An 18,693-nucleotide genomic window follows, 5' to 3' on the forward strand; every position below is an offset into this window, starting at 1 on the left:
CCCCCCACCGGTCTGTTCGTCAGTGCTGCGCGCTGCTCGACTGCCACTCCCGGGGCGACACCCCGTAGGCCGCGCGGAAGACCCGGCTGAAGTGGGACGGGTTCACGAAACCCCAGCGCTGGGCGACCGCCGACACCGCTGGTGCCGACCGCGACGGCCGCGCCAGGTCGCGCCGGCACCGCTCCAGCCGCTCGCGGTGGATCCAGCGTCCCACGGTGGTCCCCTCCGACTCGAAGAGTCTGTGCAGGTACCGGACCGACATGTGGTGCGCCGACGCGATCCGCTCGGGGGAGAGGTCCGGGTCGGCGAGGTTCCGCAGGATGTACTCCTTGACGCGCGCGAGCATGCCGCGGGCCGCCTCCGACGCGTGGGGGTCCAGCCGCCCCTGGTGTTCGCGTACCAGGACCGCCAGCAGATCCACCGCGGTCATGGCGAGTTGCCGGCCGATGTACGGGTCGAAGCCCGATGCCCGTTCGGCAAGGCGTTCCAGGTATCCGGCGACCAGCCCCGACGCGCCGGAACGGCCGCTGAACACGGTTCCGGTGACCGCCCGCAGATCGGCCTCCGCCACGCCGAGTTCGGACTTCGGCACGCGGAAGGCGGTGAAGCGGAAGTCGTCCGGCTGTTCCCTGCGGTACGGCCGCGCGGCGTCGGAACACGTGAAGGTCCCGGGCTCGGACAGCGCGTCGCGTCCGTCCTGCGTCAGCCTCGCGGTACCGCGGTGCTGCAGGGTGACAGTCATGAACTCCTCCCCGCCCCGGGAGATCTGCGGGGCGCGGCGCGTGACCGTCTGGGGGCCCGCCTCGACGAGGGAGATCTGCAGGGGACCGAGCCGGTCACTGGTGATCGTCCCGACGGACGGCTCGCGTTCGTGCAGTGTGACGTCCAGCGGTATGAAGGTCTCGGAGACCAGGCTGTGCCAGTAGTCGGCCCGTTCGACCGGCGAGATGGGCGATGTGGAGAGTACGACGGACATTAATCCAGCGTGCCCGGGGTGCGGTCGCGGACGCATCGGTCGGCTGACTGGTCCCGCGGCCGGTTCAGCGCAGATGGTCGCGCAGGAAGCCGGCGCCCAGCCGCACTGCCGCCAGGGTCGGCGGACTGCTGTGCAGCGCGGTCAGCGACACGAAGTCGTGGACCGTGCCCTGGAATCGGACGGCGGACGCGTCGACGCCGGCACGGCGCAGCCGGTCCGCGTACTCCTCCGCCTCGTCCCTGGTCACATCCGCCTCGGCGGTGACGACCAGCGCCGTTGGCAGCCCAGCCAGTTGGTCCGGGCTCGCGCGCAGCGGGGACGCGGTCGGCTCGTCCCGCTGCCGGGGGTCGGCGACGTAGTGACCCCAGTACGACCGCAAGGCTTCCCGGGTGAGCAGGTATCCCGTGGCGAACTCCCGTTGGGACGGGCTGTCACAGCGGGCGTCGGTGATCGGGTAGTACAGCAGCTGGGCCCGAATCGCCGGCCCGCCGCGCTCCTTCGCCAGCATCGTGACGGCGGTCGCCAGGGTGGCGCCGGCGCAGTCGCCGGCGACCGCGACGCGGTCCGGGTCGATGCCGAGCCCCGCGGACTCCCGGGCCATCCACTCCAGCAGGGCGTAGCACTCCTCGAGTGCACGGGGGTACCGGGCCTCCGGGGCGCGGCTGTATTCGGGGACGACGGCCGCCACGCCCGCCGCGCGCACCAGCTCGCTGACGAGCCGCGCGTGGGTCTGCGCGTCGCCCAGCATCCAGCGCCCCCCGTGGACGTAGAGCACGGTGGGCAGTGGTCCCGTCACGCCGGTCGGCCGGAACAGCCAGAAGCCCACAAGTCCGGCGGGTTCCACCGACGCCACATGGAAGCCGGCGTCCACGTCGAAGTCGTCGATCCGGTCGGCCTGGGACTCGCGCAGGGCCTGCCGGGCGGTGTCGGGGCCGAGCTCGTGCAGGTAGGGCGGAGCCGCCGACGCGTCAACGAGCCGGCGGACCAGCGGATCGAGGACCACCGGGCGCGCCGGCATGGCGTGCCCCTGGTCCTCGTGGTCCGCGTGCATGCGGCTCGCCTCTCCGTCAGGCCCTCTGCGTACCGGTTCGCCGCGCGTCAGGTGTCGCGCAGAAGGTCCCGAAGTTGGTGGCGGCTGCTGATGCCGAGCTTCGGATAGACGTTGTAGAGGTGCGAGCCCACAGTACGCGGTGACAAAAACAGCCGCTCACCGATCTCCCGGTTCGACAGACCGTACGCGGCGAGCCGGGCGATCTGCTGCTGCTGGGCGGTCAGCTCCGCCAGCCGGTCGGGGGCGGGGGAGGCGTCGACCACTCCCGTCGCGCGCAGCTCGCCGCGGGCCGCCTCCTCGAGGGTCCGGGCCCCGAGCCGGGCGGCGGTTTCCAGCACGGCCGTCAGCTGGGTGCGGGCTTCCAGGGAACGCCGGCGGCGGCGCAGCCAGATCGCGTAGTGGAGTCGGACTCCGGCGCGTTCGAGTGGCCAGGCCTCGGCCCCGGGGTTGACCAGGGCCAGGCGGAAGTGGTCCTCGGGGTCGGCCTCCTCGTCGACGAGGGCGGCGGCGTGATGCAGCAGGAGGGTCATCCGGCTCGTCGGCCGATCGCCCTGGGCCGCCCGCACCTGGGCGAGGATGCCGGCCGCTTCCTCCTGACGGCCGCTGCGCTGCGCGGCGACGGCCAGTTCGCTGATGGAGCGCGGCGACAGGAAGGGGGCGAGCGGAGAACCGTCCTCGGCGAAGAGCGCCCGCAGATGGCGGAAGGCGCTGTCCGCGTCCCCGCGCACCAGCGCGGTCAGACCGCAGGCGCGCAGCATTCCGGCCTGGGTGGCGCGGTTCTCCGCCAGGTTGACGGAACGCCAGTACGGGCCGGTGAAGGGGACCTCCGGAATGCCGTCGCCGCGCAGCGCGCGCAGCGTCACCTCCAGCGCTTCGAGGTCCATGTCGATGCGGGGCAGCCGGTGCACGGCCGCCTCGGAGCGGCCTTCCTCGATCAGCGCGTCGGCCTCCGCCCACCGGCCCAACGCGATGAGGGCGTCCACGTGGGCGGGGAGCGCCCATACCCGCGGCCCCCATGCTTCACGCGCCCCGCGCAGGGTGCTCGCCTGCCGGTACAGCTCGGCGCACAGCTCCGACTCGTCGGTGTAGTACGCCACCGAGGCACCGGCCAGCAGCCGGGTGAGCGGCCCCGCACCGGCGACGGGCTCGGAAAGGAGAACGGCGGTGTGTCGGGGCGCGCCGCCGGCACGGGAACCCGGATCGAGGGCCGCTGCCACGAAGGTTTCCAGGGCCGCGAGGACATCCGACTCGGCGAGCCCCGGGATGCCCTCCGGGACGGCCGCACCCCGCTCCTGCTCGTTCCCCGTCGTCGGCGACGGTTCCGCCGCGCGCTTCGCGTGGTCGAGCAGACGCGGCAGCTCCCGGCGATGCTCGGGCAGACCGGACTGGTGGGCGATCCCCGCCGCGAGCGCCGTGAGCGCGAAGGACGTGGTGGCCGTGCGCGGGGGCGACTGCCGCCACACGTCGAGGAGCAGGCCGAAGGCTTCCCGCTGGAACGAGAGCAGCGTCAGCGCGCTTGCCATCGCGCAGGCCGCGACGCACCGCAGTTCGGGGTCGCGGTTGACCTGGGTGAAGTCCGCGTACAGATCGCGGACCCACTCCGGATCCCCCACGTCGCAGGCCGCCGCCATGGCCGCGGCGAGACGGCGGGCCCGGTCCGCCGTGTGCACGCTCAGCCGCGCCGACTGTTCCAACGCCGTCGCCACGTCGAAGCGATGGCCCGCCTGCCGGCTGTGGACGGCGGCCTGCTCCAGCGCCGTGGCCACCGCCTCGTTCGGGCCGATCGCGGCCGCGGCCAGGTGCCAGGCGCGATGGAACGGGAGTCGGCCCTGAGCGTCGGCCAGGTCCCGCCGGGCCCGCTGCCGTGCCTTCGCCGGCTGCCGGTGGAACGCCGCCGTGCGGATCAGCGGGTTGCCGAACGCGAGCCGGCCGTCGGCGATGCCGATCAGTCCGGCCTCCTCCGCCGGGGACCAGACGGCGAGGTCCGCGGTACCCAAAGCGGCCATCACGACGGAGAGTTCCTCGTCGGGCAGGGCGGCCGCGGCGTACAGCAGCGCGCGCTGGGTCTCGTCGGGGAACCTGCTCAGCGGTGCCTCGAACAGGGCCTGGATCCGGGAGGTCCGGCCCGGCGCCCCAGGGACCGGCGTCCAGCCGGCACCCGCGCGTGAGGCCTTGCCCAGCTCGACGACCGCGAGCGGACTGCCCTCCGCCTGCCGGAGCACGTCCAAGCGGGCCCGTCCGGTCGGGGCGTCGGGCTGGGCGTCCAGAAGCCGCGCCGCCGCCGGGGGAGACAACGGGCCGAGCGACAGCACGGGGAGCTCGGCGGCCACCCCGGCGGGGGTACCTCGCCGGCCGCCGTGAAGAGCATGGTCACGGCTTCGTCGGTGAGCTGTCGCTGTACGGAGGAGAGCAGGTCCAGGGAGGCGCGGTCGCAGTCGTGGACGTCGTCGACGGCCAGCAGAACCGGGGCTGCCTGGGCCAGTCGGCCGACCAGCGCCAGGACCTCGGCCGACAGTGCGCGCCGCTCCCGGGAATCGATCTCCGTTCCGCCGTGCAGGGTGGCAAGCAGCAGCTGTCGCTGCGGTGCGGGCAGTACCCCTGGATCGTCGAGCACGGGTCTGAGCAGCCGGTGCAGCGTGCTGAACGACCCCGGCTCCTCGATGCCGCGGCCGTGCACCGACAGGACGCGGGTCCCGCGTGCCGCGGCCGTCTCCTCGGTGAACCGCAGCAGCGTCGACTTGCCGGCGCCGGTCCCGCCGAGCACGAGCAAGGCCTGGGGCCGACCGGAACCTACGTCGAGGGACCGCAGGATCCGGCCGACCTCGGCCTCCCGGCCGATGGGTGCACGTGCGCCCCTCGATGCGAACACCCGCGTGGTCCTCCGATTCCGGTACGAGGCCGTCGTCTCCCGGGCCCCGGGCGATCCTGCCAGGCAACCGACGGGGCCCGCTTCTGTCAGGTGACCAGTCGTACCGGAAAACCGACCTGGCAGAATGGCGCAAACGCGGTGAAGAATCATCAAACGGCCACCTCAGTCCGCACTGTGGACAGCGGTGGCCGTCGTTCTGGCAAGGGAGAGCATGGGCGGCGGCGCCATAGTGGGCCACAAACGGAACATTCAGGGCAGGATCGGTGAAATCGATGCGATCCGCCGGCTGATCGACTCCGTGGACGGCGCCGGCCCGAAGGTGCTCGTACTCTCCGGAGAACCGGGGGCGGGCAAGAGCACGCTGCTGGACCACGCCGTGGCCGAAGCGGCGGCCCGCGGTGGACGGACGCTCCGGGTCCGGGGCTACGAGGGCGAGCAAGGCCTCGGTCTCGCCGGCGTGCACCAACTGCTGCACCCGATCCTCCACGAGGCCGAGCGGCTGCCCGCGCGCCACTGCGGCGCCCTCGACGAAGCCTTCGGCGCGGTCGAGAACGACGCGCGGCGGACCGCGGACCCGCTGGCGATCCGCGCCGGCGTGCTGTCCCTGCTCTCGGAGTCCGCGGCCGAACGACCGCTGCTCATCGTCGTCGACGACGCCCAGTGGCTGGACATCGGATCGCTGGACGTCCTCGCCTTCGTCGCGAGGCGCCTCGAAGGCGAGCGCATCGCCATGCTCGTCGCCGCGCGCGACGAGGCCGTGCCCGCGCGATTCGACCGGGACTTCCCGCACCTGACGACCGGCCCCCTGGACCGGGCGGCGGCAGGCCTCGTCCTGGACGCACAGCCACAGCCGCCGCGCGGCAAGGCCCGCGCCCAGATCCTCGACCAGGCCGCCGGGAACCCGCTGGCCCTGATCGAGCTCGCCCGGGCGCACGCGAAAGACCCCGGCGGCCACCGGACCGGCCCGGTCGAGGCGCTTCCGCTCACCGCCCGCCTGGAACGGCTGTTCGCCGCCGACCTGCCCGGACTGCCGCACGAGACCCGGCGCGCCCTGCTCCTGGCCGCGGCCGCGGGCTCGGACCGGTTGTCCGACGTGCTGCACGCGGCCCCGTGCCTGGCCGACCCCGAGGTCTGGCGGCCCGCCGAACAGGCCGGTCTGGTAAGGGTCGAGAGCGGCGACGTCCACCTGCGGCATCCGCTCGTCCGCGCCGCGATCTACCAGGACGCCTCCTTCGCCGACCGGCGCGAGGCCCACCTCGCGCTCGCGACCGCGCTCGCGCACGAACCCGACCGACGCGCCTGGCACCTCGCCGCGGCCGCACTCGGCCCGGACGAAGAGATCGCCCACGCCCTGGCGGAAAGCGCCGAACGCTCCCGACGCCGCGGCGGATACGCGGCGGCGGCCACCGCGTTGGAACGGGCCGCGGAACTCACCCCGGACACGGAACGCCGCGCCGGCCGCCTGCTGGCCGCCGCCACCTACGCCATGTACGCCGGACACCCCCAGTGGGTCGGCGAGATCGCGGCCCGCGTCGCGACCTTGACCGACGACCCGCGACTGCTCGCCGAGGCGTCCCTCCGCAGCGGCTGGTCGCTGGCCGTGACCCTGCGACACGACGACGCCCTCGGGTTCCTGCTGCCCGCCGCCGAGTCCATGGCCGCCGCCGCCCCCGGCCTCGCCCTGACCGCCCTCGGCACCGCGGCCACTTCGGCGACCAAATCCGGCGACCCCTTCTACCGCGCCGAACTCCGGCGCATCGCCGACGTGATCGCGCCACAGCCGGACCGGACCGAAGAGCTGTGGATCCAGGCGGTGGCCGACCCCTTCACCGGCCGGGACGAGGCGGTGCGGCGCCTGAACGACGCCGTGGGGACGCGGAACAGCTCGTTCTCCTTCTCCGACCTCCTCATGCTCGGCGGCACCGCCTGGATCCTGGACGAGACCGAGCTGGCCGTACGCATACTCGGCCAGGCCGTGGACCACCACCGCTCCACCGCCACGGCCGGCGCGAACTGCACGGTCGCCCAAGCCCTCGGCACCGCGCTGTTCGAGAGCGGGGCGTGGGCGGAGGCGCAGTCGACCACCGAGGCCGCCTTCTGCATGGCCACCGAGGCGGGCGCCGACAACATCTCAACGGCGTCGCTGGTCCTCCAGGCCACACTGCGCGCCGCCCGCGGCGACCACGCGGGCGCGCGGGCCCAGGCCGCGGACGCCCTGGACGGTGTCGACCTGCACAAGTCCCGCAGCCTGTACGTCCGCCGCCGCTACGCGCTCGGCCTGGCAGCACTCGCGGAAGGCGACCACAGGACGGCGTACGGGCACCTGCGCCGCACCTTCACCCAGGGTTCCGAGCCCGCCCCGGTGCACCACCACGCGTCGCTCTACTGCGTCGCCGACATCGCGGCGGCCGCCACCCCCGCCGACCGGGCCGACGACGCACGCGCCGTACTCCGGGCCGCCGAAGCGACGCTGGCCGAACCCCGCTCACCCCGCCTGAACGCGATCATGCACCGCGCCTCGGCACTGCTGAGCGAACCCGACGACGCAGAGCCGCACTTCCGCGCCGCCCTCGCCGACCCGGCCGGAACCCAATGGCCCTTCGAACACGCCCTCACCCAACTGGACTTCGGCGAATGGCTGCGCCGCCACCGCCGCTCGGCGGAGGCGCGCGACGCGCTGCACACCGCTTTGGACATCTTCGAACGACTCCAGGCACGCCCGTGGATCGAGCGCGCCTCCGCCGAACTCCGCGCGGCGGGCGTGGCAGTGGCGGACTCGAAGACCCCGGATGCCGTGGCCGACCTGACTCCGCAGGAGCTGCGGATCGCCCAACTCGCCGCGGAAGGACTGACGAACCGCGAGATCGGCGCCCGCCTGTACCTGTCGCCCCGCACCGCGGGCTACCACCTCCACAAGATCTTCCCCAAACTCGGCATCACCGCCCGAGCCCAACTCCGCGACGTCCTCGGGCCCTGACTCAGGCCTTCCCGCGGTAGTTGGATCGGGATCATGGCCGAAGCACGAGTGATTCCCATCCTGCCCTGCGCCTCGATCGACGAGATCACCGACTTCCACACCGCCCTCGGGTTCGAGGTCACCTACCGGCAGACCCGGCCGAACCCCTACGTCGCCTTGCGGCGCGGCAGTGTCGAACTCCACTACAACGGCATCACCGGCTTCCGCGCCGAGGACTCCTACGGCTCGTGCCTGCTCGCCGTCCCGGACACCGAGCCGCTGTTCGAGGCGTTCGCCGCGGGCCTGCGCACGAAGTACGGCCGGATCCCGCTCACCGGATTCCCCCGGATCACGCGCCCCAGGCGCCGGAAGAACTACGGCGGACTGAGCGGGTTCAGCCTGATCGACCCGTCCGGGAACTGGATCCGCGTGGTCCGCTCCGAGCCCGACGTGGCCCAGGACGCGGAGTCCCACGCGAGCGCCGAAGTGAAGTCCGCACCGGCCACCACCAGCAGGCTCGCCGCCGCCCACGCCAACGCCGTCGTCACCGCAGACTCCCGCGGCGACGTCGCACAGGCGGCGAGGTCGCTCTCCGGCGCGGTCGACCGCCCGGACCCGACCGCGACACCGACAGACCGTGTCGAAGCCCTGGCCTTCCTCGCCGAACTCCACCTACGCCTGGACGATCCCGCACAAGCCCACGCCCGGCTCGACGAACTCGACCGCCTGACGCTCTCCCCCGCCGACCGCAGAAGCGCCGCAACAGCCCTGGCCCAGGCCGCGGAACTCCGCGACATGACCCGCGCCGCCACGGACCACGAGGCCCCAACCGCAACCTGACAGGCACCGTCGCATCACCTGGGACGTACCAGGCGGCTCATGCGTTCTGTCCTTCCGTCAGGTCGTGGAACACGTCTTCGAGGGAGGCCGCTTGTGACGCGATCTCCTCGAGCAGGATGCGTTCGTGGAAGTCGGAAAGCCCCGTTACGACAGGTGGCGGGCGAAGAAGGTTCCCACCCGGCGCCGTACCTCGGCGAGTGTCAGCGCAGGGTCGCCGGTGCCCACGAGCGCGGTTCGCGCCGGCGCTGTCACGAGACCGGACGCCTGGAGTCGAGGTGCGAGCGAGCCGTAGTCGGTGAACGCCCAGTGGTTCGCGTCGGGGAGCAGCTCGCGGCGACCGGGAACGCCCGCCCAGGACGACTCGATCCGGGCGGCGTTGTCGAATCCGTCGGTGCGGAACAGCAGCAGCGGCCGGTCGGGGCCGGCCGGCGTCGGGTACAGGTCGAGATAGCCCTCCAGGTTCGCCACCGCACCGACCCGGCGGTCGTCGAGGGCCGCGTACACCACGGCCGTGCCGCCTGCGGAGTGCCCGTACAACCCGATCCGGCGGGAGTCCATGACCCCGGCGAGCGGCAGGGTGCCGAGCCGGTCCAGGACCAGCCGGAGGTCGGCGATCCGGGTGTCCACCATCGTGCGGAAGGTTGCCGGGTCCGGCGGCCCGAACAGGACGGTCGTCCGCAGCCCGGTCGGCAGTTCCACCTGGGAGGCGTCACCGGGGTGGTCGACGAGCACGACCACACGACCGCGGCTCGCCAGGTCCTCGGCGAGGGTCGTGCCGAGCGTGCGGGAGTCACCGCCGCCGGGGGAGTACACCAACACCGGTCGCCGCCCGGGAAGCGGCGGCGCGCCCACGTGCCCGTGGGTGAGGACCGCGCCCCAGTCCACCGTTCCCGGCTGCGGCAGTCCGGGGTGGATGTGGGGCGCGAGGCCGGCGAACTCCCGTGCCTCGGCGGGAGTCAGCTGCGGGGCCCGGGAGAAGCCGTGCGCCGATCGGGCCGGATACAGGACCGTCAGCATCAACTCCCGCACACCGCCCACCCACGGATCGGTCCGGGACGGGTCCGTCAGATGAACCGTCTGCATGCCTACGGGGTAAGGGCCGGAGGGCGCGGGCAGCCGGAGGACCGGGCCGCCACCGGATGCGGACGCGGCCGTGGGCAGCAGGGCGGCGGCACCCCCGAATAGGGTGCCTTTCAGAAGAGTGCGTCGCGAAGTCATACGAAGATCTTTGGTGCGGGGCCGTCACGACGCGAAGGTTCAGGCCCTGGCCGAAAGGCCGGCCCGGGACGGGGGGTTGTGCCAGTGCTGCGAGTCCACTTCACCGCGGAGGACTTCGCGCGCACCCGGTTCGCGGGCCGCCCGGCACCGCTCCAGGAGCTGCACGCCGCCATGACCACCGCCACGACCCGAAGCGGCGGGCCGCTGTTCGCGCCGTGGCGTGGTCGCGTCCTGCGCTCCCTCCCGGCCGCAAGCAGCCCGCTCGCCGACCTGGTTCCGGCGGGCCGCCCGCCTTCCTTCCTCGACGTCCTCGGCGACACCGTCGACGACGGCTTCGAACACATTCGCGCCACCAGCCCCGTTCTTGTCCGGTCCGAGCTGGAGCGGGTCTACGGGGCGGCGCCCGCCCCGCGCTGGATCCGCGGCCTGCACGCGGGCGACGAGACGGCCTGGCACACCGTGCGCCGCGCCCAGCAGGCCACGTACGAGACGGTCCTCGCGCCGGTCTGGTCCGTCGTGCAGGATCTGCATCGTGAGGAGTTCACCCGCTACGCCCTGACGGTCGCCGAGCACGGCGTGGCCGCCGCCCTGACCGGCCTGGCCCCGGGCAGCCGCGTCCACGAGGGCGTGTGGGAATGGCCCGGCGCAGCGCCGGCCCGCGACGTCCGCCTCGACGGGCGCGGCCTGGTTGTGCTGCCCACCTTCCACCACCCGGCGGGACCACTTGTCCAGGACGTCCCGGGGCATCCTGCGGTCCTGACGTACCCGGCCGGCCCCGGGCTCCCGCCCACCGCGCAGGACCCGGTCGTCGCCGCCGAGGCCCTGGCCGCCGTCCTGGGCCGCACACGGCTGGACGCCCTGCGCCTGCTCGCCGAACCCCACACCACGACATCCCTGGCCCTCGCCCTCCACGTCAGCAACGCGACGGCTTCGTCGCACGCGGCCGCGCTGAGATCGGCAGGCATGGCGACGACGACCCGCGCGGGCCGCTCGGTCACCCACCGGCGCACGGCCCTCGGCACGCTGGTTGCGGGCGCTTGGGCGCGGTAGTTCGCCACAGGGCGGAGCCGACCACGCCACCCAGGTGAAGTAGCTGACCGCGTTTGCCGAGAAGGCTTCACGGGCTTGGCACCGAGAACCTCCACCATCCCGGGCACCTGCGCCGTGGCCGTGGCCTCCGCGCCGGACTGCCGTGGCTGCGGCAGCGGCGGTCAGGCGAGGGCGCCGGGGTCGGCGAAGATGCGGGCGATGGCGGTTCCGGCCGCGCCTCGTACAGCGCTTTCGGTGCCCAGGGACGCGGCGCGGACGGCTGGGGTGCGGCCGCGCAGTCGGCTGCCGCTGCGGGCGACGGCCGCTTCGACGGTGGGGACGAGCCACGGGGCGAGGCGGGCGTGGATACCGCCGAGGACGACGGTGTCGGGGTCGAGGAGGTTCACCGCCCCCGTGAGCGCGATGGCCAGGCCCGCGCCCGCGGCGGCGGCCGCCTGGAGGGCGGCCGGGTCGCCTTCGGCGAGTCGGCGCTCCAGTTCGGCCAGTCCGGCGGCGGCCGTTCCCGAGGCGTCGGGGATGCCCGCGGTGCGCAGGAGCGCGTCGAGCCCGGCGACCTGCTCCAGGCAGCCCGCGCCTCCGCAGCGGCACGGGCGTCCGTCCGGGTCGACGACGACGTGGCCGAGTTCGCCGGCCGCGCCGTGCGCGCCGCGGAAGAGTTTTCCGCCGACGACGATGCCCGCGCCGACGCCGGTCTCGCCGGACAGGTAGAGGTAGCTGCCGGCGCCCTGCCCGGCGCCGTACCAGAGTTCGCCGAGCGCGCCGAAGTTGGCTTCGTTGTCGACGGTCACGCCGAACGGCTGGACCGGGAGCGCGGCGGTGAGCAGGTCCGCGGCGGGCACCGCGTCCCAGCCGAGGTTGGGGGCGTTGACCCGGTCTTCGACGAGGACGCCGGGCAGGGCCACCGCCGTTCCGACGATGTCGAGGCCCGACGCGGCGGCTTCGGCGGCGATGCGGCCGGCCAGGTCGGCCAGGGCCGCGACGGTCGCGTCCGGCCGCCGCCCCCGGTTGTCGCCCGCGACGGTCGCGCGCGCCCGTACCGCGCCGGTCATGTCGAGCACACAGGCGGCCAGGTACTGCCCGTTGACCTCGAGGCCGAGCCCGGCGACGGGGCCGGGAGCGAGCGACACCGGGGCCCCGGGGCGCCCGCGGCCGCCGACCCGGACCGGGTCGGCGCCGACGACCAGCCGGAGCCGCTCCAGCACGGCCACCTGGCCGGTCACCGTCGTCTTCGTCAGTCCCGTCAGCTCGGCGAGCCTGGCGCGCGTGACCGGCTGGTGGTGGGCGACCGCACCGAGGACCGATGCGAGGTTGCGCTCCCGTACCGCATCGAGGTGGGTGGCGCGGGCGTTCTCGGGCATGCGCGTCATCCTCGCATTCGGTGCCGCCGGGCCCCCGCGGTGAGGTCGTCGGCCGGAAGGCGTTGACAGTTCGGGCGTGCGACGGTTTCCTGGACCATATTAGTCCAGTATCTAGACTTATTCATGAGGAGGCACCGTGCCGGACCTGACCCCGCGGCGGGAGGACAAGTTCAGCTTCGGTCTGTGGACGGTGGGCTGGCAGGCGCGCGACCCGTTCGGCGACGCCACGCGGGCACCGCTGGACCCGGCCGAGGCGGTGCACCGGCTCGCGGAACTGGGCGCCTACGGCGTCACCTTCCACGACGACGACCTGATCCCGTTCGGCTCGGACGACACCGAGCGGGCGAAGCGGATCGCGGCGTTCCGGGCGGCGCTGGACGCGACCGGGCTCGTCGTCCCGATGGTCACGACGAACCTCTTCGCCCACCCGGTCTTCAAGGACGGCGCGTTCACCGCGAACGACCGCGGGGTCCGCCGTTTCGCGCTGCGCAAGGTCATGCGGAATCTGGACCTGGCCGCGGAACTCGGCGCGGGCACCTACGTGTTCTGGGGCGGCCGGGAGGGCTCGGAATCCGACGCGGCCACCGACGTGCCCACCGCGCTCGACCGCTACAAGGAAGCGATCGACGTCCTGTGCGGCTACGTCCGCGACCGCGGCTACGACATGCGCTTCGCCCTGGAGCCCAAGCCGAACGAGCCGCGCGGCGACATCTTCCTGCCGACCGTCGGCCACGGCCTGGCGTTCATCGAGCGGCTCGAACACCCCGAGATGGTCGGGCTCAACCCGGAGGTCGGGCACGAGCAGATGGCCGGCCTCAACATGGTCCACGCCGTCGGCCAGGCGCTCTGGGCGGGCAAGCTCTTCCACATCGACCTCAACGGCCAGCACGGCCCCAAGTACGACCAGGACCTGGTCTTCGGCCACGGCGACCTGAAGAGCGCGTTCTTCCTCGTCGACCTCCTCGAACACGCCGGCTACGACGGCCCCCGGCACTTCGACTACAAGCCGCTGCGCACCGAGACCGCCGACGGCGTGTGGGCGTCGGCCGCCGCCAACATGCGCACGTACCTGCTGCTGCGCGAACGCGCCGCGGCCTTCCGCGCGGACCCCGAGGTCCGCGAGGCCGCGGCCGCGGCCGGCCTCGACCAGCTCGCGGTGCCGACGCTGGCGCCGGACGAGACGTACGCCGACCTCGCCGACGACGACTTCGACCCGGGCGAGGCAGCCGAACGAGGCCTCGGCTACGAGCGGTTGGACCAACTCGCCGTCGAGCACATCCTCGGGGCCCGCTGACATGGCGGCCCGCCTGGTCGCGGGGGTCGACTCCTCCACCCAGTCCTGCAAGGTCGTCGTCTGCGACGCCGAGACCGGCGCGGTGGTGCGCCACGGCCGCGCCGCGCATCCGGACGGCACCGAAGTCCACCCCGAGCACTGGTGGCAGGCGCTGCAAGAAGCCGTCGACGACGCGGGCGGGCTCGCCGACGTCGCAGCCCTCGGCGTCGCCGCGCAGCAGCACGGGCTGGTGTGCCTCGACGAGGACGGCCGGGTGGTCCGGGACGCGCTGCTGTGGAACGACACCCGCTCGGCGCGTGCCGCGGCCGACCTGGTCGCCGAGTTCGGCGGACCCGCGGCGTGGGCGGACGAGGTGGGCAGCGTCCCCGTCGCGTCGTTCACCGTCGGCAAGTTGCGCTGGCTGGCCGAACACGAACCGGATGCGGCGGCACGGGTCGCCGCGGTGTGCCTGCCGCACGACTACCTCACCTGGCGGTTGCGAGGCTCCGGCGACATCGCCGACCTCGTCACCGACCGGGGAGACGCCTCCGGGACCGGCTACTGGTCGCCCGCCGACGGGTGCTACCGCGACGACCTGCTGCGCCTCGCCTTCGGCCGCGTGCCGACGGTGCCGCACGTCGCCGAGCCGAACGCGACGGCAGGCACCTGCTTCGACGGTGTCGTGCTCTCCGCGGGCACCGGCGACAACATGGCCGCCGCGCTCGGGCTCGCCCTCACCCGCGAGGACGTCGCCGTCTCGCTGGGCACGTCCGGAACCGCGTACGCCGTCGCGGCGGCCCCGACTGCCGACCCGACCGGCGCCATCGCCGGATTCGCGGACGCCACCGGCGAATACCTGCCCCTGGTGTGCACGCTCAACGCGGCGCGCGTCCTGGACGCCGCAGCCCGCATGCTCGGCGTCGACCACGCCCGGCTCGCCGAACTCGCGCTGTCGGCGCCGCCGGGCGCGGACGGGCTCGCGTTCGTCCCCTACCTGGACGGCGAACGCACACCCAACCTGCCCGACGCCACCGGTTCCGTCCTCGGCCTGACCTCCGACAACGCGACCCCCGCGCACTTCGCCCGGGCAGCCGTCGAAGGCATGCTGTGCGGACTGGCCGACGCCCTGGACGCCTTGGACGCGGCGGGCGTCCACGGCGACCGCGTCGTGCTGACCGGCGGCGCAGCCCGGTCGCCCGCGGTCACCGGCATCGCCCCGGCGCTCTTCGACCGCCCCGTGTTCCTCCCCGTCCCCGCCGAGTACGCCGCCACCGGTGCGGCCCGCCAAGCCGCCTGGGCCGTGTCCGGACAGCACCGGCTTCCGGACTGGCGGACTGAAGGAACCCTGTTCACCCCGAGCCGATCCGACAACGCGGTCCGAACCCGCTACGCCGAAGCCCGCGGCCGCCACCTGGAACGCCCCGGACGCCTCGAAGCCGGACCCGTCGCGCGTCGATAGCGGCGCATCCGCCGGATCCTCGGGCCGCCTGGAACACCAGTGCGAGCGACACGCTCGGGAGTGCGATCACGCCCTCCCGAGGCCGGAAGATTCGCGGCGCACGCCTCCCGCCGTACGATGACAAACATGGCATCCCATCCGAGAACGGGGTAAATCTTCGGTAGCTAGCGGCACGCTCGCCCGTGGCACCGGACGGGAGGCGCGCAGTGGACGATCGGGAGACGCTCTGCACGGAACTCGAGGCCGTGCAGACCGCCGCCATGTACGAGGCGCTCGACATCGCCGACGCGGTGATCGTCCTGCTTTACCTCATCGACGATCGCTCGAACGCCCTGGCCGCGACGATCGTCGCGGGCTGGCCCCCGGCCGCTTTCATCCTTCCGGAGAAGATTTCCCTGGACGGCCCGCACGCCTCGGCTCAGGCGTACTCCACAGGCCGCGTCGTGATCATGGGAGAGGACGCGCCGGACCCCGCGCTCGACCGACTGGTGCCCTTCCCCTGGCCGTACTCGGTGTGCGCGCTGCCCCTGAACTACAGCGGCAAGTCGGACGGCGAGAGCCGCGACGACGGGTGCTGGGGGACCCTGACGGTGATCCGGATCCCGTCGCGCGACGGGCGGATCCGCCAGGACCAGGTGACGCGCCTGGGCGAGGTGAGCCGCCGGCTGGCGGCGGATCTGGCGGACCTCGCCGCCCGCGACGTGCCCATCGGCCCCAGCCCGAGGCCCGCGTTCGTGCCCGTTTCCGGCAAGCCGTCGACGGCCTCGACATGGGGCATCGGCACGATCACCGGCTCTCCGGGCCTCACCATGACCTACCACCTGACCTCGCTGGCGGCGGTCCTGGGCCAGGCGCTCACCACGGCCGATGTGGTGCAGGTGGCCCGGACCCACGTCATGGAGCCCTTCGGCGCGTCCGGCATCCTGCTGCTGAGCGCCGCGGACGAGCGGACGTGGGTGCTCGGCCACTACGGGGTCTCGACGGTCGCCCGGTGGCTGCACGGCGCGTCCGCCCACGACGGCACACCGGCCGCCGACGTCCTGCGGTCGCGGGCCCCGCTGCTGCTCCCGGACCCCGCGGCCCTGCCCCGGCAATATCCCACCGCACCGATCAACGGCGGCGGGTCATGGGCGTGGATGCCGCTGAGCGCCTCCGACCGCCCTGTAGGTGTGTGCGGCCTGATGTTCGAGCGGCGGCACGAGGCCAAGGCCGAGGAACAAGCCTTGATGATGATGATGGCGGGCCTGCTCGCGGAGGCGCTCGACCGGGTCCGGCTGCACGAGCACGAGCACGAGCTGGCCGAGCTGCTGCAGCGCCGTCTGCTGCCGACCGACCTGCGCGACCTGCCATCCGTCACCACGACCTGCCGCTACCTGCCCGCGCCCGCCGGATCAGGCGGGTCCGCCGGGTCCGGCGCCGGCGGCGACTGGTACGACGCCATCGTGCTGCCGGGGGAGGGCCGCATCGCCCTGGTGTGCGGCGACGTCGAGGGCCACGACGTGCGCTCCTCCGTCGTCATGGGCCAGCTCCGCAGCGCGGTGCGCGCCTACGCGGCCGAGGGGCACGACCCCGCCGCCGTGCTCACCTCGGCGTCCGACCTGCTCACGCAGCTGGAGTCCGACCTGCTGGCCACGTGCTGCCTGATCCATCTCCACACCACCTCCGGCACCGCCCGGATCGCGCTCGCCGGTCACCCCGCGCCCCTGCTCCGCTATCCGGACGGCCGCATCGAGACCCTGGACGCGACGATCGGCGTGCCCCTCGGCCTGGCCGTCCCGCAGCCGTACGAGCAGTTCGAGGTCCACGTGCCCCCGGGCGCGCTCCTTGCCCTCTACACCGACGGCCTGGCCGGCGCGCGCGACGACGAGGACGTGGTCGCGAAGGCGCGCCGACTGGTCGAATCCGGCACGCAGGACGGCGTGGACGTCGAGAACCTCGCGGACCACATCGTCGCGCGCGTGCCCGCCCCGCCCGACCGCCGAGACGACGTCGCGCTCCTGCTGGCCCTGTACGAAGGCCAGGGCCGCCGGCGACGCCTCGGACGGCTCACGATCCACCGTCACGACCTGCGCGGCGTGCGCGACACCCGCCGATGGCTCCGCGCCGTGCTCACCGACTGGGGCTGGGCCGACGCCGTCGAGAACGCGGAGCTGATGGTGTCGGAGATCGTCACCAACGCCTTGATCCACGCGGACAGCGCCGTGGCCGTCAGCGTGCGCGAGCGCGAGGACCACATCCACTTCGAGGTCGAGGACTGGGACGTCTCGCCCCCGATCCCGTCCGCCCTGTCGGCCGAGGAAGGCGAAAGCGAAACCCGCGAGACCGGCCGGGGCCTGCTGATCGTGGCGGCCCTCGGCGACTGGGGCGTGTACCGCAGACCGCACGGCAAGGCGGTGTGGATCAACATCTACCCGGAGAGCGCCGACATTGCCGACGCCGAACCGGGGACGCCTGACGCGTGACGCGGTCGGCGGTCGGCGATTCGCTTCAGGTCGCGTCAGACCGCGGTGGGGCGTTGCCGCTGTCTCCGCAGGCGCAGGTGCCGACGGGGACGGTGTCGCCGCGCAGCAGCTCGAACTTCTCGCGCGTCGCGTCGTCGCCCGGCGACAGGACCATCAGGTGCGCGCCTGGCGCCGCGGCGACGTCCAGCGTGGTCGACGCGCACGTCAGCTCACCCAGGCCGCAGTGCCGGAACACCCGCTTCCACGCGATGTGGTCGATCACGGCCTGCTCGGCCCAAAGCTCGCCGAACTCCGGGCTGGCCGCCGCCAGTCGCGACACGAACTCGTCCCACGCCGGCTCGCCGACGTGTCGGCCGTAGCGGGAGCGGAAGCCCGCCACCATCCGGCCCAGTTCCTCACGACGGTTCACGAACGGGCCGCAGCAGCGCGGCAGCATGAACGACTGCCACAGCAGATTCCGCTGGTCGGCGGGGGCGTCGACGACGAACGGGAACAGCAGCGCGAAGGCGCGGTTCCAGGCGAGCACGTCGCTGAGGTCGTTGAGCGCCGCGGCCGGTAACGGGACAAGGGCGTCCAGGATGTCGTGCACCTCCGGCGCCAGCTGCGCACCCCCGGCCAGCGCCTGGACCATTGACACATCGGCGAGCCGATACAGGTGCTCGGTCTCGGTCGCGTCCAGCCGCAGCGTACGCGCGACCGAGGCCAGGACCTGGACGCTGACGTTGATCGGCCTCGCCTGCTCCAGCCACGTGTACCAGGCGACCCCGATCCCGGCGAGCTGGGCGACCTCTTCGCGGCGCAGACCCGGAGTGCGGCGGCGGATGCCCGGCGGCAGGCCCACGTCCCGCGGATCGATGCGCTCACGGCGGCTGCGCAGGAACGAGGCCAGCTCGGACCGGCGTGCCGCGGCGGCGTTCTCGCCGACCCTCCCGACCGGAGCGGACGCGGCGCGTGTGTCGGCGTTCATGGCCACGATCATGCCCACCGCCGCATCCGGGTGCCAGATAGTGGCGGTACCAGGACCAGCAGACTCCTGGCGCCCCTTCACGAGCCGCCCATCATGATGTTCCGTGACCGAGAACCTGATGAGGCGTCAGACACCGCTCCACACCGACGCCACCGAGCCGTGTCCCAGCGGGTGGAACGGTCGAACACCGTTTGCCACGGCGGGCATTCCGCAG

At 73.4% G+C, this 18,693-nt stretch carries 12 protein-coding genes and 1 pseudogene; 6 read left to right on the forward strand and 7 right to left on the reverse strand.

The features are described from left to right. Window positions 1–19: 19 nt before the first annotated feature. From QI554_RS34520 to QI554_RS34535, 4 genes and pseudogenes are all read right to left on the reverse strand, one after another. The gene (locus QI554_RS34520; RefSeq protein WP_281475900.1) at window positions 20–976 is read right to left on the reverse strand and encodes an AraC-like ligand-binding domain-containing protein; all 957 of its coding nucleotides are present in this window, start codon (window positions 974–976) and stop codon (window positions 20–22) included. 64 nt (window positions 977–1,040) lie between these two features. Then, window positions 1,041–2,027, reverse strand: coding sequence for an alpha/beta hydrolase (locus QI554_RS34525; protein ID WP_281475902.1), 987 nt, complete (start codon window positions 2,025–2,027; stop codon window positions 1,041–1,043). A 47-nt stretch (window positions 2,028–2,074) separates the two neighbouring features. Continuing rightward, the gene (locus QI554_RS34530) at window positions 2,075–4,357 is read right to left on the reverse strand and encodes a helix-turn-helix transcriptional regulator (protein ID WP_281475904.1); all 2,283 of its coding nucleotides are present in this window, start codon (window positions 4,355–4,357) and stop codon (window positions 2,075–2,077) included. Window positions 4,358–4,467: 110 nt separating this feature from the next. Next, window positions 4,468–5,046: pseudogene (locus tag QI554_RS34535) on the reverse strand (ATP-binding protein); the annotation flags it as partial. Window positions 5,047–5,107: 61 nt separating this feature from the next. Here QI554_RS34535 and QI554_RS34540 point away from each other — a divergent pair. Together QI554_RS34540 and QI554_RS34545 are read left to right on the forward strand one after the other, a co-directional pair. Next, entirely contained in the window at window positions 5,108–7,873 is a 2,766-nt protein-coding gene (locus QI554_RS34540) for a helix-turn-helix transcriptional regulator (protein WP_281476073.1), read from the forward strand. 33 nt (window positions 7,874–7,906) lie between these two features. Beyond that, complete coding sequence (locus tag QI554_RS34545) at window positions 7,907–8,692, forward strand: VOC family protein (RefSeq protein ID WP_281475905.1); 786 nt, start codon at window positions 7,907–7,909, stop codon at window positions 8,690–8,692. Between the two features lie 144 nt (window positions 8,693–8,836). Here the strand turns inward: QI554_RS34545 and QI554_RS34550 are convergent, their stop codons facing one another. Then, window positions 8,837–9,910 carry an alpha/beta hydrolase family protein gene (locus QI554_RS34550; RefSeq protein ID WP_425528108.1) on the reverse strand — a complete coding sequence of 358 codons (1,074 nt, stop codon included), beginning with the start codon at window positions 9,908–9,910 and terminating at the stop codon, window positions 8,837–8,839. A gap of 84 nt (window positions 9,911–9,994) precedes the next feature. On the opposite strand from QI554_RS34550, the gene QI554_RS34555 reads away from it, so the two are divergent. Then, entirely contained in the window at window positions 9,995–10,960 is a 966-nt protein-coding gene (locus QI554_RS34555) for an ArsR/SmtB family transcription factor (RefSeq protein WP_281476075.1), read from the forward strand. A gap of 161 nt (window positions 10,961–11,121) precedes the next feature. On the opposite strand, the gene QI554_RS34560 is transcribed toward QI554_RS34555, so the two are convergent. After that, window positions 11,122–12,318 (reverse strand): ROK family transcriptional regulator, encoded by a 1,197-nt coding sequence (locus tag QI554_RS34560; RefSeq protein WP_281475908.1) that lies wholly within the window; start codon window positions 12,316–12,318, stop codon window positions 11,122–11,124. 136 nt (window positions 12,319–12,454) lie between these two features. Between QI554_RS34560 and xylA the strand changes: the two genes are divergently transcribed. The 3 genes from xylA (at window position 12,455) to QI554_RS34575 (ending at window position 17,512) form a co-directional block, all read left to right on the forward strand. Continuing rightward, the gene (xylA, locus tag QI554_RS34565; RefSeq protein ID WP_281475910.1) at window positions 12,455–13,612 is read left to right on the forward strand and encodes a xylose isomerase; all 1,158 of its coding nucleotides are present in this window, start codon (window positions 12,455–12,457) and stop codon (window positions 13,610–13,612) included. Window position 13,613: 1 nt separating this feature from the next. Beyond that, window positions 13,614–15,050, forward strand: a complete 1,437-nt coding sequence (xylB, locus tag QI554_RS34570; protein WP_281475912.1) for a xylulokinase — start codon at window positions 13,614–13,616, stop codon at window positions 15,048–15,050. 206 nt (window positions 15,051–15,256) lie between these two features. Beyond that, window positions 15,257–17,512, forward strand: coding sequence for an ATP-binding SpoIIE family protein phosphatase (locus QI554_RS34575; RefSeq protein ID WP_281475914.1), 2,256 nt, complete (start codon window positions 15,257–15,259; stop codon window positions 17,510–17,512). Window positions 17,513–17,537: 25 nt separating this feature from the next. On the opposite strand, the gene QI554_RS34580 is transcribed toward QI554_RS34575, so the two are convergent. After that, on the reverse strand, window positions 17,538–18,479 hold the full coding sequence (locus tag QI554_RS34580) for a helix-turn-helix transcriptional regulator (RefSeq protein ID WP_281475916.1): 942 nt from the start codon (window positions 18,477–18,479) through the stop codon (window positions 17,538–17,540). Window positions 18,480–18,693 lie beyond the last annotated feature (214 nt).

The organism is Yinghuangia seranimata, from assembly GCF_029953285.1.
GTDB classification, from domain to species: Bacteria; Actinomycetota; Actinomycetes; order Streptomycetales; family Streptomycetaceae; genus Yinghuangia; species Yinghuangia seranimata.